The organism is Streptomyces sp. NPDC043746, from assembly GCF_056436485.1.
This window is the reverse complement of the sequence record NZ_JBWKCM010000006.1, coordinates 91,386-110,524: the sequence shown is the minus strand read 5'-3', so window position 1 is coordinate 110,524 and position 19,139 is coordinate 91,386. Positions and strand designations below refer to the sequence as shown.

19 protein-coding genes and 1 pseudogene are annotated in these 19,139 nt (G+C 74.7%); 17 read left to right on the top strand and 3 right to left on the bottom strand.

Features of this window, described 5'->3' with window-relative positions:
* Positions 1-90 precede the first annotated feature (90 nt).
* Positions 91-666 carry a rhodanese-like domain-containing protein gene (locus tag AC0682_RS09175; protein WP_478531878.1) on the top strand — a complete coding sequence of 192 codons (576 nt, stop codon included), beginning with the start codon at positions 91-93 and terminating at the stop codon, positions 664-666.
* A 15-nt stretch (positions 667-681) separates the two neighbouring features.
* Here the strand turns inward: AC0682_RS09175 and AC0682_RS09170 are convergent, their stop codons facing one another.
* From AC0682_RS09170 to AC0682_RS09160, 3 genes are all read right to left on the bottom strand, one after another.
* Positions 682-1,977 carry an alpha/beta fold hydrolase gene (locus AC0682_RS09170; RefSeq protein ID WP_478531877.1) on the bottom strand — a complete coding sequence of 432 codons (1,296 nt, stop codon included), beginning with the start codon at positions 1,975-1,977 and terminating at the stop codon, positions 682-684.
* A 173-nt stretch (positions 1,978-2,150) separates the two neighbouring features.
* On the bottom strand, positions 2,151-2,354 hold the full coding sequence (locus AC0682_RS09165; protein ID WP_478531875.1) for a hypothetical protein: 204 nt from the start codon (positions 2,352-2,354) through the stop codon (positions 2,151-2,153).
* A 38-nt stretch (positions 2,355-2,392) separates the two neighbouring features.
* Complete coding sequence (locus AC0682_RS09160) at positions 2,393-2,689, bottom strand: DUF2087 domain-containing protein (protein ID WP_478531873.1); 297 nt, start codon at positions 2,687-2,689, stop codon at positions 2,393-2,395.
* Between the two features lie 22 nt (positions 2,690-2,711).
* Here AC0682_RS09160 and AC0682_RS09155 point away from each other — a divergent pair.
* The 16 genes and pseudogenes from AC0682_RS09155 to AC0682_RS09080 all read left to right on the top strand — a co-directional run.
* Positions 2,712-3,239: pseudogene (locus tag AC0682_RS09155) on the top strand (hemerythrin domain-containing protein); the annotation flags it as partial.
* Between the two features lie 159 nt (positions 3,240-3,398).
* Positions 3,399-4,094, top strand: coding sequence for a hypothetical protein (locus tag AC0682_RS09150; protein WP_478531872.1), 696 nt, complete (start codon positions 3,399-3,401; stop codon positions 4,092-4,094).
* Positions 4,091-4,771, top strand: coding sequence for a DUF4166 domain-containing protein (locus AC0682_RS09145; RefSeq protein ID WP_478531871.1), 681 nt, complete (start codon positions 4,091-4,093; stop codon positions 4,769-4,771). Before AC0682_RS09150 ends, AC0682_RS09145 begins: the two co-directional genes overlap by 4 nt.
* Complete coding sequence (locus AC0682_RS09140; RefSeq protein ID WP_478531869.1) at positions 4,768-5,529, top strand: TetR/AcrR family transcriptional regulator; 762 nt, start codon at positions 4,768-4,770, stop codon at positions 5,527-5,529. Before AC0682_RS09145 ends, AC0682_RS09140 begins: the two co-directional genes overlap by 4 nt.
* Before the next feature lie 104 nt (positions 5,530-5,633).
* The gene (locus AC0682_RS09135) at positions 5,634-5,999 is read left to right on the top strand and encodes a VOC family protein (RefSeq protein ID WP_478531868.1); all 366 of its coding nucleotides are present in this window, start codon (positions 5,634-5,636) and stop codon (positions 5,997-5,999) included.
* Between the two features lie 260 nt (positions 6,000-6,259).
* On the top strand, positions 6,260-7,345 hold the full coding sequence (locus AC0682_RS09130; RefSeq protein WP_478531867.1) for a tetratricopeptide repeat protein: 1,086 nt from the start codon (positions 6,260-6,262) through the stop codon (positions 7,343-7,345).
* Positions 7,342-8,391 (top strand): polyprenyl synthetase family protein, encoded by a 1,050-nt coding sequence (locus AC0682_RS09125; protein WP_478531865.1) that lies wholly within the window; start codon positions 7,342-7,344, stop codon positions 8,389-8,391. The genes AC0682_RS09130 and AC0682_RS09125 overlap by 4 nt, the downstream gene beginning before the upstream one ends.
* 142 nt (positions 8,392-8,533) lie before the next feature.
* Entirely contained in the window at positions 8,534-9,136 is a 603-nt protein-coding gene (locus AC0682_RS09120; protein ID WP_478531864.1) for a cysteine hydrolase family protein, read from the top strand.
* Between the two features lie 325 nt (positions 9,137-9,461).
* Positions 9,462-10,628 carry a glycosyltransferase gene (locus AC0682_RS09115; RefSeq protein ID WP_478532055.1) on the top strand — a complete coding sequence of 389 codons (1,167 nt, stop codon included), beginning with the start codon at positions 9,462-9,464 and terminating at the stop codon, positions 10,626-10,628.
* Positions 10,625-12,109 (top strand): sugar transferase, encoded by a 1,485-nt coding sequence (locus AC0682_RS09110; protein WP_478531863.1) that lies wholly within the window; start codon positions 10,625-10,627, stop codon positions 12,107-12,109. The genes AC0682_RS09115 and AC0682_RS09110 overlap by 4 nt, the downstream gene beginning before the upstream one ends.
* 2 nt (positions 12,110-12,111) lie before the next feature.
* Entirely contained in the window at positions 12,112-13,509 is a 1,398-nt protein-coding gene (locus tag AC0682_RS09105) for an O-antigen ligase family protein (RefSeq protein ID WP_478531862.1), read from the top strand.
* Positions 13,506-15,317: a murein biosynthesis integral membrane protein MurJ gene (murJ, locus tag AC0682_RS09100; protein ID WP_478531860.1), complete on the top strand. Its 1,812-nt coding sequence runs from the start codon at positions 13,506-13,508 to the stop codon at positions 15,315-15,317. Before AC0682_RS09105 ends, murJ begins: the two co-directional genes overlap by 4 nt.
* Positions 15,307-16,119: a polysaccharide deacetylase family protein gene (locus tag AC0682_RS09095; protein ID WP_478531859.1), complete on the top strand. Its 813-nt coding sequence runs from the start codon at positions 15,307-15,309 to the stop codon at positions 16,117-16,119. The genes murJ and AC0682_RS09095 overlap by 11 nt, the downstream gene beginning before the upstream one ends.
* On the top strand, positions 16,116-17,252 hold the full coding sequence (locus AC0682_RS09090; RefSeq protein WP_478531857.1) for a glycosyltransferase: 1,137 nt from the start codon (positions 16,116-16,118) through the stop codon (positions 17,250-17,252). The genes AC0682_RS09095 and AC0682_RS09090 overlap by 4 nt, the downstream gene beginning before the upstream one ends.
* Positions 17,249-17,926 (top strand): YveK family protein, encoded by a 678-nt coding sequence (locus AC0682_RS09085; RefSeq protein WP_478531856.1) that lies wholly within the window; start codon positions 17,249-17,251, stop codon positions 17,924-17,926. The genes AC0682_RS09090 and AC0682_RS09085 overlap by 4 nt, the downstream gene beginning before the upstream one ends.
* Positions 17,923-19,071 (top strand): GNAT family N-acetyltransferase, encoded by a 1,149-nt coding sequence (locus AC0682_RS09080; protein WP_478531854.1) that lies wholly within the window; start codon positions 17,923-17,925, stop codon positions 19,069-19,071. The genes AC0682_RS09085 and AC0682_RS09080 overlap by 4 nt, the downstream gene beginning before the upstream one ends.
* The last annotated feature ends 68 nt before the right edge of the window (positions 19,072-19,139 follow it).

Below are 19,139 nucleotides of genomic sequence, written 5' to 3'. Positions count from 1 at the left end.
TACGGGAGAAACGTACAACCGCCGCTGGGGGCACGTGTAGAGTCCCAGCCCTCCCGCCGCCCGCCCCGGCCGTCGAAAGGACCCCCACCCGTGACCAGCCCCGCCTCCCTCTCCCCCGCCCAGGCCGCAGCCCGCCTGGAGGAGTTCACCGTCGTCGACGTACGGGCTCCCGGCGAGTACGCCGCGGGCCACGTGCCCGGCGCCCTCAACATCCCGCTCGACAAGCTGTCCGAGGCCCTGCCCGCCCTGAAGTCGGCCTCCGCCCGGGGTTCGCTGCTGGTGGTGTGCGCCTCCGGGGTCCGCTCCACCCGGGCCTGCGAGATCCTGGCGGGCGCGGACATCGAGGCCGTGACGCTGACCGGTGGCACCTCCGCCTGGGAGGGGGACGGCCGTGGCCTGGACCGGCCGGAGGGCGCCCGGGCGGTCTGGCCGATGGAGCGGCAGGTGCGGCTGGCGGCCGGTTCGCTGGTGGTGGCCGGGCTGGTGGCGGGCATCCGCTTCCCGGCCGCGCGCTGGCTCGCGGCCGGGATCGGTTCGGGCCTGGTCTTCTCGGCCGTCACCGACACCTGCGGCATGGCCTCCCTCCTGTCGAAGCTGCCGCACAACCGGGCTTCGCGCTCCGGCACCACGGACCTGGACGCGACGCTGGAGGCGCTCCAGCGGTGATGTCCGCAGCGCCGGTCAGGCTTCGCCCCTGACCATCGCCAGCAGCCGGTCCAGGACGCGCGGCCCGCCGGCGCGCACGCCGTCGTGCTCGTACTCGTTCGTCACCCAGGTGCGAAGTCCCCGGATCGCGGCGGCGGTGCGCAGCGAGTGCCCGGTGTCGACGTACATGTCGTCGTGGTAGACGGCCGCGGCGACGGGCACCTCGTTGACGGCGAGCCGCTCGGGATCGTAGAGGACGGGCCAGTCGGTGCGCCGCGCGAGGAGTTCGGCGGTCTCGCGCAGCGGGCGCAGCGCCGGGTCGACGTCGAAGTGCCAGGGGTGGATGGTCTCCCCGGTGAAGAGGAGCGGCCCGTCGCCCGCCAGAGCCGTGGCGGCGTCGAACCGGGGGAACTCGGCGCGTACGCGGTCGGCGGCCCAGGCGGTGGCGCGCTCGCCCTGTCCGTAGATCGCCTCGTGCAGCAGGGCGTAGAGCGGGTGTCCGGCGAAGGAGGTGGCGGAGCGCAGTCCCTCCTGGAAGGTGTCGGAGAGTTCGGTGCCGTGCGGGGTGCGGACGAACGCGTTCTCCAGCAGGTAGTGGAGCTGGTGGCTGCCGCTGCCGGAGCCGAGCAGGATGCCGAGCGACTGGAAGAGTTCGGGGGTCAGCCGGTGCCCCGCGCTCTCGGGGCGGTGCCCGGCGAGGTGTGCGGCGATGGCGCGGGCCCGGTCGACGTCCTGCGGGTAGCGGGCGTAGTGCGCGGCGACCTTCCGTTCGACACGGGGGTACGCGGCCCGGTAGACGTCGTCCGCGTGCGCGTCCAGCGAGGGCAGCCCGCCCGTGATGAGGACCGCCGCGAGCCCCTCGGGCGCCGAGGAGAGATAGCGGACCGCGCAGAACCCGCCGAAGGACTGGCCGAGGACCGTCCAGGGGGCACCACCGGTGACCTGCTGCCGGATGGCCTCGCAGTCGCGGACGATGGCGTCGGAGCGGAAGTGGGCGAGGTAGTCGGCCTGTTCGCGGGGGCCGCCGCGGAGCGGGAGGGTCTGCCGGTTGGCGGGGGTGGACAGGCCGGTGCCCCGCTGGTCCAGCAGGAGCACCCGGAACTCGCGCAGGGCCCGGCCGAGCCAGGCCTCCGTGCCGGTGAACCGGCGGGCGCCGAAGCCGGGGCCGCCCTCCAGGTAGACCAGCCAGGGCAGCGCCTCACCGGCCCGCCCGGCGGCCACGGCCTCGCGCCCGTAGACCTCGATCCGCTCACCGCCGGGGTCGCTGTGGTCGAGGGGGACGGTGAAGCGCCGGTCGGTGAGGACGACGCCGGGCTGGTGGTAGCTGGTCACGGATGCTCCTGGGTCGGGGGCCGGGCCTGATGGAGAACCCACTTCAGCACGTGGCTTGTCGTGGACGGCGAAGGGGCGGGCGGGTTCCCCGGAGGGCCCCGTGAGCAGCGGGCGGCCGGTGCGGGGGTCGGCCCGCGGTCCGGCCGCTCCTCGTATCTCCCCTGAGGGGACGGTCAGTTGAGCAGGGCGCGGGCGAGCGCGCCGAACGCACGGCCTATCGCTCCGAGCGCCCCGGTCTCCACCGCGACCTCCGCCACGTCGGTGCCCGTGTCGGCCGCGTCGACCCCGTGTTCCTTCAGCCGGCACCGGCGGCATACGCCTCGCCGCAGCCGCCCCCGTCGCGTGCACCGCGTGCACGCCTTGCGCAATATCCCCATGGGGCCAGGATCTCATCCCGGCCCGCAGGGGCGTCGCGTCACCTCACGCGCCGGTAGCTGCTGCCGTCCCGGGGGCGGACCAACTGCCCGCCGTCGACCAGATGGCGGCGCAGCGCCGAGCAGTCCTCGTGGACGGTGAGCAGCGCTTCGTCGACCTCCCGCTCGGTGTACGGGCGGTCGCGCTCGAACAGCGTCTCGGCGAGGTGCGTCAGCAGCTGCTCCAGCCGGGCCCGTCTGCGGGGGATCGTGGTCAGGCGGCCGTGCGAGAAGAGCGCGGTGACCTGGAGCGTACGGCGGACGGAGGGCTGCGGCGGGAGGGTGTCGTGGCGGGGCATGCCCCGACCCTCGCAGCCGCCCGACCGTACGCTGCCGGTCGTCGTCCTGGAACTCCCCGACCCGCGGACACCGGCCCCCGCCATCACCTCGCTGGCCGGCAAACTCACCGAGGTGCACACCTGGCTGCGCGGCCAACTGGCCCGGGTGCACGCGGAGACGGAAGCGCACTTCGCCGCCCGCGCCGCCCATCGGGGAGCCGGCGCCCCGCCCCTTCCCGGCCTCGGCCTCCAGATCCGGCAACGGTGTCTGGCGTTCTGCCAGGCACTGGATTTCCACCACACCGCCGAGGACGGCCATATGTTCCCGGCGATGGAGGGGTACCACCCCCACCTGCGCCCGGTCTTCGAGCGGCTCCGGGAGGAGCACCGGTCCATCGCCGCGGTGCAGTCGGAGCTGGCGGCACTGCTGGCCGGTGTCGCCGTCGCGGACCCGGGCCGCTTCCGCGCCGAACTTGCCCGGATGACCGAGCAGTTGGCCGCCCACCTCGCCTATGAGGAGGCCGAGATCCTGCCCCTGCTGGCGGACGTCCCCTGGCCGCCGACGCCTTGAGTGCCGTCACCCGCCCATTCCAGCCTGGCCGCGGGTCCGCCGCTCCTCCTGTTCGCCCGCCCGGGAGGTGGTTGAGCGAGTGCTCAACCACCTGGTAGCGTCCTCGGCACCAAGCGGTTGAGCGCCCGCTCAACCCAGCGCGGCCATCGGGGGGCAGGCATGGGGCTGTACATCGAGGCGCTGATCCGCGCCGACCCGGAGATGCTGTGGGAGCGGACCCAGGAGCCCTCGCTCCACCAGCGGTGGGACCTGCGGTTCACCGAGATCAGCCCGCTCCCGGGCGGCCCCGGGAACGAGCAGCGGTTCCGGTACGCGACCCGGGTGCTGCCCTTCGTCACCGTGGCGGGGACCGGCACCAGCGCGGGTGAGCGGCACCGGGCGGACGGCGAGCGGGTCTCGGCCCTGCGCTTCGCCTCCCCGCAGCGGCTCTCCCTGCTCGCCGAGGGCAGCGGCTACTGGCGTTACGTGCCCACACCCGACGGCATCCGCTTTCTGACCGGATACGACTACCGGACCCGGTGGGGCCGCTTCGGGGCGCTCGCGGACCGCCTGGTGTTCCGTCCCCTGATGGGGTGGGCCACCGCCTGGTCCTTCGACCGGCTGCGGCTCTGGTGCGAGCGCGGGATCAGCCCGGCACGCTCCCTCGCGCACGCCCTGTTCGAGGTGGTGGTGCGGATGACGCTGGTGGTGGCCGCACTGCCGCTCGGCCCGGCAGCCGTCCTCCCGGCCGCGCTCGCCGCGCTGCTCCTGCCGCCCCTGCCCGTGACCCCCGCCGCCCGCCGCTGTCTGCGCAGACCGCCCGGCCGGACGGCCGCCGCACCCCCTTCCCTCCTCACCCGACTGGAGCGCCCGTGACCTCGATCTTCCGCCGCGCGATGGGCGACGACTTCGACCGGCTCCACCCCCAGCTGCGACGGCGCTTCTCGGTCGGCCTGGAGAGCGGGGAGGCGTGCATCGGGCGCGGCTCCATGGACCGGATCTGGCACGGCCGCGCCTTCGTGAAGCCGTTCCTCGCGCTCGGCGCCACCCGGAACATCCTGGTGCCCCGGACCGGCCGCAATGTGCCGTTCACCATCGAGAACATCCCGTACGTCGATGCGTACGGCCGCGAGACCGTGACCTTCGTCCGCACGTTCGCGCTCCCCCGCGGGCCGCGCCGCTTCGACGCCACGATGGTGCACAGCCCCGAGCGGTCCTGCGTCCTCGACTACCTCGGCACCCACCAGCACCTCGCCACCGATCTGCGGCTCAGCGCCGAGCCCGACGGCTCGCTGCTGATCCGTTCGGGGGAACACCGCTTCCGCGAGGGCCCCTTCGACCTGCGGGTCCCGGAGCTGATCGGCGGCGAGGCCGAGGTGCGCGAGTCCTTCGACGACGCGACGGGCCGCTTCCGCATCCGGGTCCGGGTGGTGAACCGGCGCTTCGGGCCGCTCTTCGGCTACGAGGGAACCTTCCGCGCCCGCTATGTGGACGCGCTGCGCCACGGCGTACGCGCCGGTCTCCGCCCCGTACGCGAGGAGGCCCGGGCATGAGCGGCGGCGGAGCCGGGAGCGGCGGGCCGGCCGAGGGCACGCCGGGGAGCGAGCCGGGAACCGGCGCCGGGAGAACGGCCGGGAGCACCGCAGACGCCAGGAGAGCGACCGGAGCCGGGAAAGCGGCCGGGGCGGACACCCGGGTCAAGCTCCTGGAGGGCGCCCTGCGCACGCTCGCCGAGCAGGGCATCGCCAAGACCTCCGCCCGCTCGGTGGCGGCGGCCGCCGGGGTCAACCAGGCGCTGGTCTTCTACCACTTCGGCTCCGTCGACGAGCTGCTCGCGGCGGCCTGCCGCTACGGCGCCGAGCAACGCGTAACCCACCACCGCGACCGGCTCGCCGCCGTCACCACCCTCGCCGAACTGGTGACGTGCGGGCGGGAGCTGCACGAACAGGAGCGGGCGGGCGGCCAGGTCGCGTTCCTCGCGCAGCTCCTGGCCGGCGCCCAGACCCAGCCCCGGCTGGCGCCCGCCACCGCGGCCGGGCTCGACCTGTGGACCGCCGAGATCGAGAAGGTGCTCGTACGCGTCCTGGCGGGCTCTCCGCTGGGCGAGTTCACCGATCCGGTGGGGCTCGCGCGCGCGGTGGCCGGGTCGTTCGTCGGTCTGGAGCTGTACGAGGGGGTCGACCCCGAGGGCGCGGCCCGGGCGTTCGACGCCCTGGAGCAGCTCGCCGAGCTGGCGGCCGTCCTGGACGAGCTGGGCCCGGTGGCGCGGCGCGCGGTACGCCACCGGCTCCGGCGCACGGGCAAGGGGTAGGGGCCTCGGGGCGCACTGCGCGGAGCGGTCCGCCGCCGTACGGTGGAAGGAAGGCAGCCACACACGCCCCTACGTCCTGGCGAAGACGGCGGGAGGTGCCCGCGATGGCCGGTGAGATCTCGTTCTTCGAACTCGGGGTGGACGATCCGGAGAAGGCCCGGACGTTCTACGGTGCGCTCTTCGGCTGGCGCTTCGATCCGGGCCCCTCGGGCGAGGGCGGCTATGCGATCGGGACGCCCAGCGGGCAGGGCGGTGTCCACGGCGGCGACCCGGGGGCCGGGCCGTACCTCTTCTTCCGGGTCGACGACATGGCGTCCGCGGTGGCGCAGGTGCGCGAGCTGGGCGGCAGCGTGCAGGGCACCGACCCCGGCGAGGACGACGAGTCGGCCGCGCGGTTCGGACGGTTCCGGCTCTGCCGCGACGACCAGGGATCCCCCTTCGGCCTGCACGAACCGCCGGGCGTCCGCTGACCGTTCCAGGACCTCGACCACGGCCGGACCACCCGGAAGACGTTCCGGGAAGGTTCCGGGGAACGTTCTGCGCGGTGCGAGCAACCCCCGGCGCCTCGCCGCCGTCTTGATCACTGACAGAACGGTTCGTCGCCCCAGGCCGGGCGGCGTCCGCCCCACCTGTACCGGGCGGCCCACCGAACCGACCGACTATGCACTCCATGTATACACATGGCTCATAGTGGTCACCGGGCGGCCCGGCCACCGCGCGGAAGGCACCCATGCAGACCAAGGCACTGGCGCCCGAGTACCAGGGCGCGCTCACCAGGATGTCGGTGAACGCCTCCCTCACCGATGTACTGGCCGAAGGCGTACGGCATCTGAAACAGGCCGAGCTCTCCGGCTCCCAGGAGGAGGTGGCCCGGACCGGGCTCGCCGTGGCCGAGGCGCACCGCCGACTGGGTCAGGTGGAGGAGGCGGACCGGGCGTGGAAGGCCAGTTACCGGGCCGCGCGTTCGGCAGGGGCGACCGGGGCGATGGCCTGGGCGTTGTGGAGCGGGGGCACGCTGGCGCGTCAGCGGGGTTCGCTGCGCCTCGCGTTCCGGCTGCTGGGGCTCGCCGCCGAGCTGGGGAAGCAGGGTGGGGACGTGGTGGCGCGCGGCTACTCGCTCGCCGGGCTGGCCGAGACCGGGCGCATCCAGGGCGACTACGAGACCGTCGCCACCCTGCACGAACAGCTGCTCGCCGAGGCCCGCGCCCGCGGCGAGGCCCGCCACACGGTGTGGGCGCTGGAGGGGATCGCGCAGATCCACCGCAACACGGGCCGGCTCGACTCGGCCCTGGCCATGTTCGAGGAGGCGGCGTCGCTCGCGGGCGACGCGGACGACCGGCGGGGCCGGGCCTGGGCCCTGCGCGGCATCGCCGACATCGTTTCCCTCCGGGAGGGCGGGACGGAACGCGCGCTCGCCCTGCTCTCCGAGGCCGAGGCCACCTGCCGGGAGATGAAGCTCTCCAGCGCGCTCGCCTACAACCACAAGATGCGGGCCAACGTGTTCTTCCGCGCCGGACGGTACGAGGAGGCCCGCGAGGTCTACGAGCAGGCGCTCGGGGAGTTCCGCGCGATGACCGAGCCCCGGGGCGAGGCGCTGGCGGCCCTGGGCCTGGTCAAGTCACGGGCCCGGCTCGGCCGGGACCGCGCGGCCACCGCCGCCGACCTGGACGAACTGCGCGGCAGGCTCAGCCGGATCGGGCTGCTCAACGCCCGGGAGATGGTGGAGAAGGCGTACGCGGAGCTGGGGGTCGAGCCGGGCGCGGAGCGCGACACCCCCGGCCCCTCCGCCGCCCACGAAGGGGCCCCCGTCCGATGACGCTGTCCACGACCCGTCAGGCGGCCGCCCCCGAGATACTCGACCGGTGCCGCGAGCTGGTCCGGCCCGCGCTGGTCGAGTCGGTGCGCCGGCTCCACCCGTGGCACGCCGAGACCGCCGCCTTCTCGCTGGGGTGGAGCGGGGCCGACGGCGTCCCGGCCCCCGGTTCGCAGGGCAAGGGGGTCCGCCAGGCGCTCGCGGTGCTGGGGGCCGAGGCCGCCGGGGGCAGCGGCCCGGACGCGGTGGCCGGCGCGGTCGCCGTCGAGCTGGTCCACACGTTCTCCCTCATCCACGACGACATCATGGACGGCGACGAGACCCGGCGCCGCCGCCCGACGGTGTGGAAGGCGTACGGCACCGGGCCCGCGGTCCTGGCGGGGGACGCCCTCTTCGCCCTGGCCGTCCGGACGCTCACCGACGTCCCCGCGCCCACGGGCTGGACGGCGGTGCGGCGGCTGTCGGGGGCGCTCGGTGACCTGGTGCACGGTCAGGCACAGGACCTCCTCTTCGAGTCCCGGCCATGGACAGGTCCCGAGGCGGTCCTGCCGCATGAGTACCGCGCGATGGCCGCACAGAAGACCGGCTCCCTGCTCGGCTGTTCGGCCGCCCTGGGCGCGGTGCTGGCCGGGGCTCCGGCGGCCACGGCCGACGCACTGGACCGGGCGGGACGGCACCTGGGCGTGGCGTTCCAGGCGGTGGACGACCTGCTGGGAATCTGGGGCGATCCGCAGCTCACGGGGAAGCCGGTCCACAGCGATCTGCACCGGCTCAAGAAGACCTTCCCCGTCCTGGCGGCCCTGGCGTCCGACCACCCGGCGGCCCGGCGGCTGGAGGCCCTGCTCACCGGCCCGGGCCCGCTCGACGAGGCGGGGCTGCACCGGGCGGCCGGGCTCGTCGACGAGGCGGGCGGGCGCCGGGCCACGGTCACCGAGGCCCGCGAGCACCTGCGGGCCGCCCGCACCTGCCTGGACGGGGTGGATCTCGCCGAGGGCGCGCGGGGCGACCTGCTGACCCTGATCCCGTTCCTCGTCGACCGCGCGGGGTGACTCCGGGACCGGCGGGCGTTCCCCCCTCGCCACCCACAGATCACTCCCGGCCTCCCGGATGAAAGGATGAACGGCACACCAGGAGACCTCTGGTGGACCCGTGATGGGGCATGATCCACGACCGCGAAAGGCCGGAGCCCGTATGAACCGCCTCCCCGCCCCCGTACAGGCGCTGATCGTCGTGGACCTCCAGTCGGCCTTCGTGTCGGGCGACCGCCCGGTGCCCGACGCGCCCCGGCTGCTGGACCGGGTGGGCGGCCTGGTCCGCCGGGCCCGGGCGGCCGGGGCGCTCGTCGTCCACCTGCAGAACGACGGGCCGGCCGGGGAGCCCGACGAACCGCACACCCCGGGCTGGGAGTTGCACCTGCCCGTGCACACCGGCCCGGCGGAGAAGGTGATCCGCAAGAGCGAGGACGACGGCTTCGAGGGGACCACGCTGGCGGAGACGCTGACGGCCGCCGGGGTCGGTTCGCTCGCGGTGTGCGGGGTGATGTCGGAGATGTGCGTCCTCGCGACCGCACGCCGGGCGCTGGAGCTGGAGTACCGGGTGGTGCTGCCGCACGACGCCCACGCCACGTACGACATTCCCGCCGCGCCGGGAATCAGCGGGGCCGTTCCGGCTGCCATGGCGTCCCGGGTGGCCGAATGGGCCCTGGGCGACGAGGTGGAGATCGTCGCCCGCGCCGAGGACGTGCGCTTCCCGGCCACCCGTGCGGAGCTCTCGGCCGACCATAGAACTGCCTGACCGTCACACTGATGGCGATGCCATCCACTACGGCAAACGGCCTCTTTCGACGTGCGTGAACAGGGTGACACCTGACCCGAGCAATTCCCCCGCCGCGCCCCTCAATTCGCCCGCCGTCTCTCCACCGCTGCCCTTTCGCCGCAGGAATCCGATGCCTCCCGGGCAGCACGGAGCGACCTCACGGGCCACCTGATCAGCGGAATCATGCGCGTAATCCTCACGTGGTCGTATGAGCGAGTCACGCGCACGATTTCGCCACATGTCTGCCACAGTGCACTTCGGCTTTACTCACCGGATTGAGCGAAGAGAGCCGTACGTGCTGCACATGCGTCGTGCCGAAGAAAGACAATTGACGGTCCTTCATTTGGTTCAGCCCGTGGACGGTGGAGTGGCCAGGGTCGTCACCGATCTCGTCAGGGCCCAGGCCGGGGCCGGACTGCGGCCCGTGGTGGCCTGCCCGCCCGGGAGCCCGCTGGCCGCCGGGGCGGCCGCCGCCGGGGCGGGGGTCCACGGCTGGTCCGCCACCCGGGCCCCGGGCCCGCGGCTGGCCGGCGAGGTGGCCGCCGCGCGGCGGATCGTCCGCGACTGCGCCCCGCACGTGGTGCACGCGCACAGCGCCAAGGCCGGTCTCGCGGGCCGGATCGCCGTCCGGGGCAAGGTGCCCACGGTGTTCCAGCCGCACGCCTGGTCCTTCGAGGCCGTGGCCGGGCGTACCGCCGAACTGGCCCTGGGCTGGGAGCGGTTCGGAGCGCGCTGGGCCGATCACATCCTCTGCGTCAGCGAGTCCGAGCGGCGCACCGGCCAGGAGGCGGGCATCGCCGCCCGCTGGTCGGTGATCCACAACGGCATCGACCTCGACCGCTTCCGACCCGGCGGGCCGTCCGAGCGCAGCGCGGCACGGGCCGCGCTGCCCTTGCTCGACGCAGTCTCCCCCCAGGCCCTCCTCGTCGTCTGCGTCGGCCGACTGACCCGTCAGAAGGGCCAGGACGTGCTGCTCGACGCCTGGCGGCGCGTCGACGTTCCCGGGGCGCGTCTGGTCCTGGTGGGCGACGGCCCCGACCGCCCCGGCCTGGAGGCCGCGGCCCCGGCCGGGGTCCTGTTCACCGGGGCGTGCACCGACGTACGGCCCTGGATCCACGCGGCGGACGTCGTCGTCCTGCCGTCCCGCTGGGAGGGCATGGCGCTGGCCCCGCTGGAAGCCATGGCCTGCGGCCGGCCCGTGGTGCTCAGCGAGGTCGGCGGGGCGCGCGAGAGCGTCCCGCCGGGCGAGGAGGAGCACCTTCTCGTACCGCCTGAGGACCCGGCGGCGCTGGCGGCCTCGCTCACCGCGCTTCTCACCGATCCGGAGCTGCGCGAGGCGGTGTCCCGCCGCGCCCTGGGCCATGCCCGGGCGGCGTTCGACGTCCGACGGACCGCGGGGGCGGTTGCCGGTCTCTACCAGGAAATTGTCTCCCTGTCCGGCCCCACGATGAGGAAGCGCACCGAGCGATGACGATGGAGAGTGCACCGGTTCCCGGCGTCGGCCAGGCCACAGCCGTCCAGGCTCCCACGGTTCATCCGCCGCGAAGAAGCGACGGCGGTACCCGGGAGCTGGGCGGCGGGCGCTCCGCCGTGCGGGTCGGGCCCGCCGCGCAGCTGCTCGGCGCCGATGTGACCGCGCTGGCCGTCACCTTCGTCCTCTGCGCCCCGGCCGGGGCGCCCTGGGCCGTGCTCGCCGCGCAGGCGGTGGCGCAGGTGCTGCTCCACGCGTACCGGGGGCTCTACCGGCTCGCCCTCTCCCCATCGGTGCTCTCCGAAGTCCCCGCGCTCCTCGGCCTCGCGCTGCTCCAGTGGTACGTGACCATGGAGGTCGTCGAGTCCTGGGCCCCGGCCCACGCGTTCGGCTGGGCGGTCCTGGCGTACGCGGCGGCGGCGCAGACGGTGCTGTGCGCCTGCGGCCGCGCGGTGGTGCACCGGATCCGGCACCGCGCGGCGGTCCGCAACCCCCTGTCGACGCTGGTCGTGGGCCAGGGCACGGTCGCCCGCCAGGTGACGGCCGCGCTCTACGACCACCCCGGGTACGGGCTGCGCCCGGTCGGCCGGGTCGCCTCCTCCGCCGCCCCGGAGGAGGAGGTCCCGGCGGGGCCCGACGGTGGTGCACCGCTGCCGGTCCTGGTCTCTCCGCAGGAGGTGGGGCGGGCCGTGGTGCAGAACAGTGTGCGGCACGCCGTCTTCACCGCCCCGCCGGAGACCACGCCCGACGGTCCGGCCCTGTTCGCCCTGCTCACCGGGTACGGCTGCCGGGTGTGGCTGGTCACCGGCGACACCGCCGTCGCCACCCGCCCGGCCGGGGGCCGCCCGGACCATTTGTGGGGGTTCGCCGCCCACCCGCTCCAGGACGGCACGCACCGGCCCGTGGGCCATGCGGCGAAGCGGGTGATGGACGCCGTGCTCGCGTCGGCCGGCCTGGTGCTGCTCTCCCCGCTGATGGCGGTGTGCGCGCTGGCGGTGCGGATCTCGGACGGACCCGGGGTCGTCTTCCGGCAGGAGCGGGTGGGACGGCACGGACGTCCGTTCGTCCTGCTCAAGTTCCGTACGCTGCGGCCCGCCGACGCCCAGGAGTCCGCGACCCGGTGGAACGTGGCCTCGGACGGGCGGATGAGCCGGGTCGGCCGACTGCTGCGCCGCACCTCGCTGGACGAGCTGCCGCAGCTGTGGAACGTGCTGCGCGGCGATATGAGCCTGGTCGGCCCCCGCCCCGAACGCCCCTTCTTCGTCGACCGGTTCAGCCGTTCGCACCCCGGCTACCAGGACCGCCACCGGATGCCGGTGGGCATCACGGGGCTGGCGCAGGTGAACGGGTTGCGCGGTGACACCTCGATCGAGGAGCGGGCCCGGTTCGACAATCGGTACATCGAGACCTGGTCCCTGTGGCAGGACGCCTGCGTGCTGGTGCGGACCGCGGCCTCCTTCTTCCGGCTGGGAGGCAGCTGACCATGACCGCCGCACTCTCCTCCCCGGCGCTCGACGCGCCCGCCGCTGTCCCCGCACCCGCCCGTCCCGCTTCGCTCCGGTGGCTCCGCCACTGGCCGCTGCTCCCGCTGATCGCGACGGTCCTGCTGCCCGCCCTGCCGTACGGGCCAGGCGACGGCGGCGGCCCGGCGGTCGGGCCGGCCGACATCGCCTCCGGAATCGCGGTGCTGGTCTGTGCGGGGCGGCTGCTGTACCTCCGGCAGCGTCCGCTGAGCGGGGCCGCCGCCCTCGTGCTGGGGGTGCCCGCGGTGGCCTTCGCGGTGGCGACGGTGACGGCCGCCGATCCGGCCGCCGCCCTGCCGGGTCTGGTCCGCTACCTCCAGGTGTTCGTCCTGGTCCCGGCCGCCGTCTGCCTGCTCCTCAAGGATGCCCACGGCTTCCGGATCGTCGCCGGGGCGCTGGTGGCCCTGGCGCTCGTGCAGGGCGTCGTGGGGGTCGAGCAGTACGTCACCCAGACCGGCGCCTCGTACATGGGCGAGCAGGTCCGCGCGGTCGGCACCTTCGGGCCCAGCGACATCATGGGGATGGCCACGGTCGTCGCGTACGGGCTGCTGGCCGCCGCCGCGTGGGCCCTGCGGACCCCGCGCACCGCGCCCGCCTGGCTGCGCCCGTGCGCGGCGGTCGTCGCCGTCGGCCTGATCGTGCCACTGACGCTCTCCTTCAGCAGGGGCGTGTGGATCGCCACCGCGGCGGCCCTGCTCGTGGCATTGGCCCTGACCGGCCGCCGACAGGCGATGACGTCGCTGGCGGTGCTCGGGGCCTCGGCCGTCGTCCTGGTCGGCGGGTTCGGTATCGGCTCGGAGATGATCGCCGAGCGGGCCGTCAGCGTCACCCAGGTGACCCGCGCGCCGGACCGTTCGGTGAGCGACCGGTACGCCATGTGGAACGCGGCGGGCTCCATGTGGCGCGAGCACCCCGCGACCGGCGTCGGCCTCAAGGGGTTCCCCGCGCACCGGGACGCCCACGCCTCGGTCGGCCTCTCCTCCGGCAGCGACACGGCGGGCGCGGGCCAGGAGTTCCGGCGGCAGGCGCTGCTCTCCCCGCACAACATGTACCTGCTCATCCTCGGCGAACAGGGCCTGATCGGTCTGACCGCGGTCGTGGGCAGCTGGGCCGCGATCCTGGTCGGTGCCGTAGGGAGACTGCGGCGCGCCCGGTCGCGCGGCGACGCGGCGACGGACTGCGGTCTGGTGGCGGTGGCCCTGATGACCTGGAGTTGCGTCAACTTCCTGTACTCCGACATCGGTGGTCCCACCACCGTGCTGAGCGGCGTCGTCCTCGGGCTCGCCGCCTGGTGGGCACTGGCCGAGCCGGAGAGGGTGCGCACTCCGGCCGCGCCGGGGAAGGCGGGCACCGCGTGAAGGAGACCGGTACGGGGACGGGGGCCGAGGCTCTCCCGCACGCCGACGCCGCCCCCCGGGCGGAGGTCCTCCCCCGCGCGGAGCCCGCCCCTCCCCTGCTCCCGGCGCCCGGCCAGCCCCCCGGCTCCGGACCCGGCGGCCCCGGGACCACGGCCCTCGATCCCGCTCTGGACCCCGCCGACAGCGGCGAGGCTCCGGGCCTCGGCTCGTTCCTCGCCCGGGCGGCGGCGGCCACGGCGGTCCTCACCGTGCTCGGGGCAGCGCTCGGGCTGGTGCGGGACCAGGCGATCGCCCGGTACTTCGGCGCGAGCGACGCCAGCGACGCGTTCCTGATCGCCTGGACCGTGCCGGAGATGGCGGCCACGCTCCTCATCGAGGACGGGATGGCGCTGCTCCTCGTCCCGGCCTTCAGCCTCGCCCTCACCCGCCGCGCGGTCGACCAGGCCCCCGCGGAGCCCGGCGCCGGGAGCGCCCGAGCCACCGGGGAGCGCCGACCCGACCCCGTACGGGAACTCGTGGCGGTCACCCTCCCCCGGCTCTGTCTCCTGCTCACCGCCGGGGCCGCCCTGCTGATGCTCGGCGCCCCCTGGGTGGTCGCCGTCCTCGCGCCCGGGCTCGCCGATCCCGGGCTGGCGGTGGACTGCACCAGGCTGACCGCCGTCACCGTGCTCACCTTCGGCATCACCGGCTACTTCAGCGCCGCCCTGCGCGCCCACCGCAGCTTCCTGCCGCCCGCGGGGGTCTATGTCGCGTACAACGTCGGCATCATCGGCATGACGCTGGCGCTGCACTCCGTGTGGGGCGTACGGGCCGCGGCGGCGGGAGTCGCCGTCGGCAGCCTGTTGATGATCCTCACCCAACTCCCCACCTTCCTCAAGCTGTTGCCGCTGGCCAGGCCGCGTCTTCGGCGTCCGGTACGGCTCGGGCGGCGGGCCGTGCGGACCGCGCCGCTCCTGGGCATGACGGTCCTCGCGCCGATCGTGCTGTTCGTGGTGAGCCGCCAGTCGCAGGTACTGGTCGAACGGTTCCTCGCCTCCACGCTCCCGGCCGGGGCGATCTCGCATCTGAACTACGCGCAGAAGGTCGCGCAGATGCCGATGGTGCTCTCGCTGATGATCTGCACGGTGACCTTCCCGGTCGTCGCGCGGGCGATGGCCGCCGGGCAGCAGGAGAAGGCCCGGCGGCGGGTCGAGCGGGATCTCGCGCTGGCGGGCATGGTCGTGCTGCTCGGCACGGCGGTGGTGCTCGGTTACGCGCCCCAGATCATCGAAGTCCTCTTCCAGCGCGGCGCGTTCGACGTCTCCGACACCGAGGCCACCGCCCAGGTGATGCGGGTCTACGCGGCGGGGCTGCTCGGCCACTGCCTCGTCGGCGCGCTGAGCCGCCCGTTCTTCTCCTCGACCCGGCCCACCTGGTTCCCGGCGTTCGCCATGGGCACCGGGCTCCTGGTCACGATGGGCGCCGGATACGCGCTCACGTACCGCTTCGGCGTCGACGGCATCGCCACCGCCAACGCCCTCGGGATCAGCACCACCGCGCTGCTCCTGCTGATGGGGCTCGGCACCCGGGTGGTCCCGATCCGGGCGCGGGCGGTCGCCGTGTCGCTCGGCCGCCTCACGGGCGCCGCCCTGGTGGCCGGGGCCGCGGGATGGGCCGCGGCCCCGCTGCTTCCCGACGCCCTGCTGAGCCTGGCCGCCGGGTGTGTCCTCGTCCCCGCCGTCTTCTTCCTGACCGGGCTCAGCCTGCGCTCGCCCGAGGTCGTCTCCCTGCTGGCACTCATCCGACGGAGGTTCACTGATGGCCGCTGACCCCTCGGCGCCCTGCGCCGACGCTCCCTCGTCCCGGCTCCGCCCGCACACCCGCCGTCAGCCGTGGATCCTCACGTACCACTCGGTGACCGACACCGACGACGACCCGTACGGCATCACCGTCTCCCCCCGCCGGCTCGCCGAACAGCTCACGTGGCTGCGGAGCCGGGGGCTGCGCGGGGTGGGGGTGGCGGAGCTGATGCTGGCCCATGCGGCGGGACGGCGCGGGCTGGTGGGGCTGACCTTCGACGACGGGTACGCGGACTTCCTCGACGAGGCCCTGCCGGTGCTGCGCGGCCACGGCTGCACCGCGACCGTCTTCGTCCTGCCGGGGCGGCCCGGGGGCGTGAACGAGTGGGACCCGCTGGGGCCGCGCAAGCCGCTGCTGACCCACGACGGGATCCGGCGGGTCGCCGGGGCCGGGATGGAGGTCGGCTCGCACGGGCTGCTCCACCGGGACCTGACCGCGCTGACCGACGAGGAGCTGCGCCATGAGACCGTCCGCAGCCGTGAGTTGATCGGTGACCTGACCGGCGAGCCGCCGGCGGGCTTCTGCTATCCGTACGGGACGCTCGACCGTCGGGTGATGGAGGCCGTCGGTTCCGCCGGGTACGGGTACGGCTGCGCGCTGGCCCCCGGCCCCCTGCTCAGCCGGTTCGCCCTCCCCCGTACCCACATCAGCCAGGCCGACCGGGGCGTACGGCTCTGGGCCAAGGACCTGCGACACGGGCTGCGGCACGGCGCGGTCCCCGGCTCCCGGTCCCGGACCGCGCCCCCGGTGCGGGCGGGTGGCACCCGGTGAGGGCGCTGCACGTCATCACCGGGCTCGGAGTGGGCGGTGCCGAGCAGCAGTTGCGGCTGCTGCTGCGCCATCTGCCGGTGGAGTGCGACGTGGTGACGCTCACCAACCCGGGCCCGGTGGCGGACGGCCTGCGGGCCGACGGGGTACGCGTCATCCACCTGGGGATGCGCGGCAACCGGGACCTGTCGGCGGTCGGCCGGCTCACCCGGCTCATCCGCGACGGCCGCTACGACCTGGTCCACACCCACCTCTACCGGGCCTGTGTGTACGGCAGGATCGCGGCACGCCTCGCGGGGGTGCGGGCGGCCGTGGCGACCGAACACTCCCTGGGGCGCGCCGAGATCGAGGGCCGCCCGCTGACCCGGGGCATCCGCGCCCTCTACCTCTCCACCGAGCGGCTGGGCGCGGCCACGGTAGCCGTCTCCTCCACCGTCGCCGGGCGGCTGCGGGACTGGGGGGTGCCCGCCGAGCGGATCCGGCTGGTGCCCAACGGCATCGACGCGGACCGCTTCCGCTTCGACCCGGGGCGGCGGCTCGCCGTGCGGGCGGCGCTCGGGATTCCCGAGGGCGCGTTCGTGGTCGGCGGGGTGGGGCGGCTGGTGCCAGGCAAGCGCTTCGACGTGGCCGTACGGGCGGTCGCCGCCCTGCCGGGGGCCCGGCTGCTGCTGGCCGGGGACGGGCCGGAGGCACCGACGCTCCGGGCGCTGGCGGCCCGGCTCGGGGCCGCGGACCGCATCCGGCTCCTCGGGGAGTGCGGTGCGGAGGGAGCCGGTCCGGTCCCCGGGGTGCCCGCGCTGCTGAGCGCCGTGGACGCCTTCGTGTCGACCTCCCGTGAGGAGTCGTTCGGGCTGGCCGCCGTGGAGGCGCTCGCCGCCGGGCTGCCCGTGCTGCACGACGCCTGCCCGGCCATCGACGACCTGTCCGCCGCCCATGCCCCGGGCGCCACCCGGATCGCCGGGAGCCCCGACGAGCTGACAGCCGTGCTGCGCCGGCGGATAGATGCCTGTCCGGACCGCCGCCCGCCGCCCCGGGCCGTCGGCCACTACGACATCCGGCGCAGCAGCGAACGCCTGATGGATGTGTACGCGTACGCCCTCGACACCGCCCCACCGAACCGGAGAGCCCTTTCATGACCGACTCCCCCGAGCAGCAGCGCCTCGTCCTCACGCGCCGCCGGCTGCGCACCGTCCTGAACCGGCTGCCCCACTGGTGGCCGCTGCCCGCCTGTGTGCTGCTCGGCGCCGCGTCCGGGCTCTCGTACGGGCTGCTGGCAACCCCCCAGTACGAATCCACCAGCTACGCCATGGCGGTCGTCGAGGAGGAGACCAACCCCGCGGCCGCGCTGGGCTACGCGCAGTCCTACGGGCGTCTGGTCACCAGCGACGCGACCCTCTCCTACGCGCAGGGCGCGGCCGGTGAGCCGATGAGCGCGCTCCGCTCCCAGGTGCGTTCCGAGACCTCCCCCGACTCACCGATGATCGCGGTGACGGGCACGTCGGACGACGCGCGCAAGGCGGCCGACATCGCCAACGCGGTGATCGAGGCGGTCATCGTGAGCAGCGGCCACGTCTCCAAGGACACCGGGGTGAAGCTGATCAAGTTCACCCACGCCATGAAGCCGGACCAGCCGGTCTCGCCGTCGGTGCCGCTGGGCACCGCCGTGGGTGTGGCCGCGGGCGGTCTGCTGGGCGGGCTCGTGCTGCTGGTGCGGCCCCGGCGTACCGAGCGGAGCGTATCCGCCCCGGTGCCCGCGCCGACCGCCGCCGAGGGCCACGCCCCCGCCGAGGAACGGGAGCTGGTGCGATGACGGCCGACCGCGCGGGCCGTCTGGCGGTGACGCTCTGCCGCGACTTCCGGGAGTTCGGCGCGCTCGCCGGGGAGTGGGACGCGCTGCACCGGCGCTGCGCCACCGCCACTCCGTTCCAGAGCCATGCCTGGCTCCATTCGTGGTGGATCTCCTACGGCCAGGAGGGGCGGCTGCGGGTCCTGCTGGTGCGCCGGTCGGGACGGCTGATCGGGGCGGCCCCGCTGATGCTGGCACACCGTCCGATGCCGCTGCTGGTGCCGATGGGCGGGGCGATCTCCGACTTCTTCGACATCCTCGTGGACGAGGAGGAGGCCGGGTACGCGGTCGGGGCTCTCCAGCGTGGTCTGGACCGGGCGGCCCGGCACTGTGTGGTCGATCTGCGGGAGGTCCGCCCGGACGCGTCGGCGCAGCTGCTGTTCGGCCGGTGGCCGGGGGCCCGGAGCCGGCTCACGGACTCGACGTGCATGGAGCTGCCCGCGCGTCCGCTCGGCGACCTGGTGGCGCGGCTCACCGGCTCGCGGGGCCAGCGGCTGCGGGCCAAGCTGCGCCGCATCGAGGCGCTGGGGGTGGAGGCCCGCAGGGTCCCGCGGGACGGGGTGCCGGCGGCCGTCGGCACCCTGCTGCGCCTCCATGAACTCCAGTGGCGCGACCGGGGGGTCAACCCGGAGCATCTGCGGGCCCGGTTCTCCGACCATCTGGTCCGGTCGGTGGGCCGGATGGTGGGGGACGGTTCGGCCGCCGTCACCGAGTTCCGTATCGGCGGCGAGGTCGTGGCCGCCAATCTGTCCCTCCAGTCCGCGCGGCTGGCGGGCGGCTATCTGTACGGGGCGGACCCGGCGCTGCGGGAGCGGAAGGTCGACGTGTCGACCATGCTGCTGCGCGAGGTGTCCCAGCAGGCGTCCGACACCGGCCGGGAGGTGCTGAGCCTGCTGCGCGGCGCGGAGCAGTACAAGAACCACTGGCAGCCGGTGACGGTGGTCAACCAGCGGCTGCTGCTGGCCCGGCCGGGGCTGGAGCCGCTGCTGCGGCTGCGGGAGTCGCAGGTGGCGGTGCGGGAGCGGGCGGTGGAGACCGTGAAGGCGCGGTTCCCGGCCGCCCGGGACTGGCACGGGCGCCTTACCACGCTTCCGGTCATCGGGCGGTGAGGCGGGCGGCGACCGGCCGCAGGACAACACCGGCGACATCGCCTGGTCGTCGAACCGTTACCGGGCGG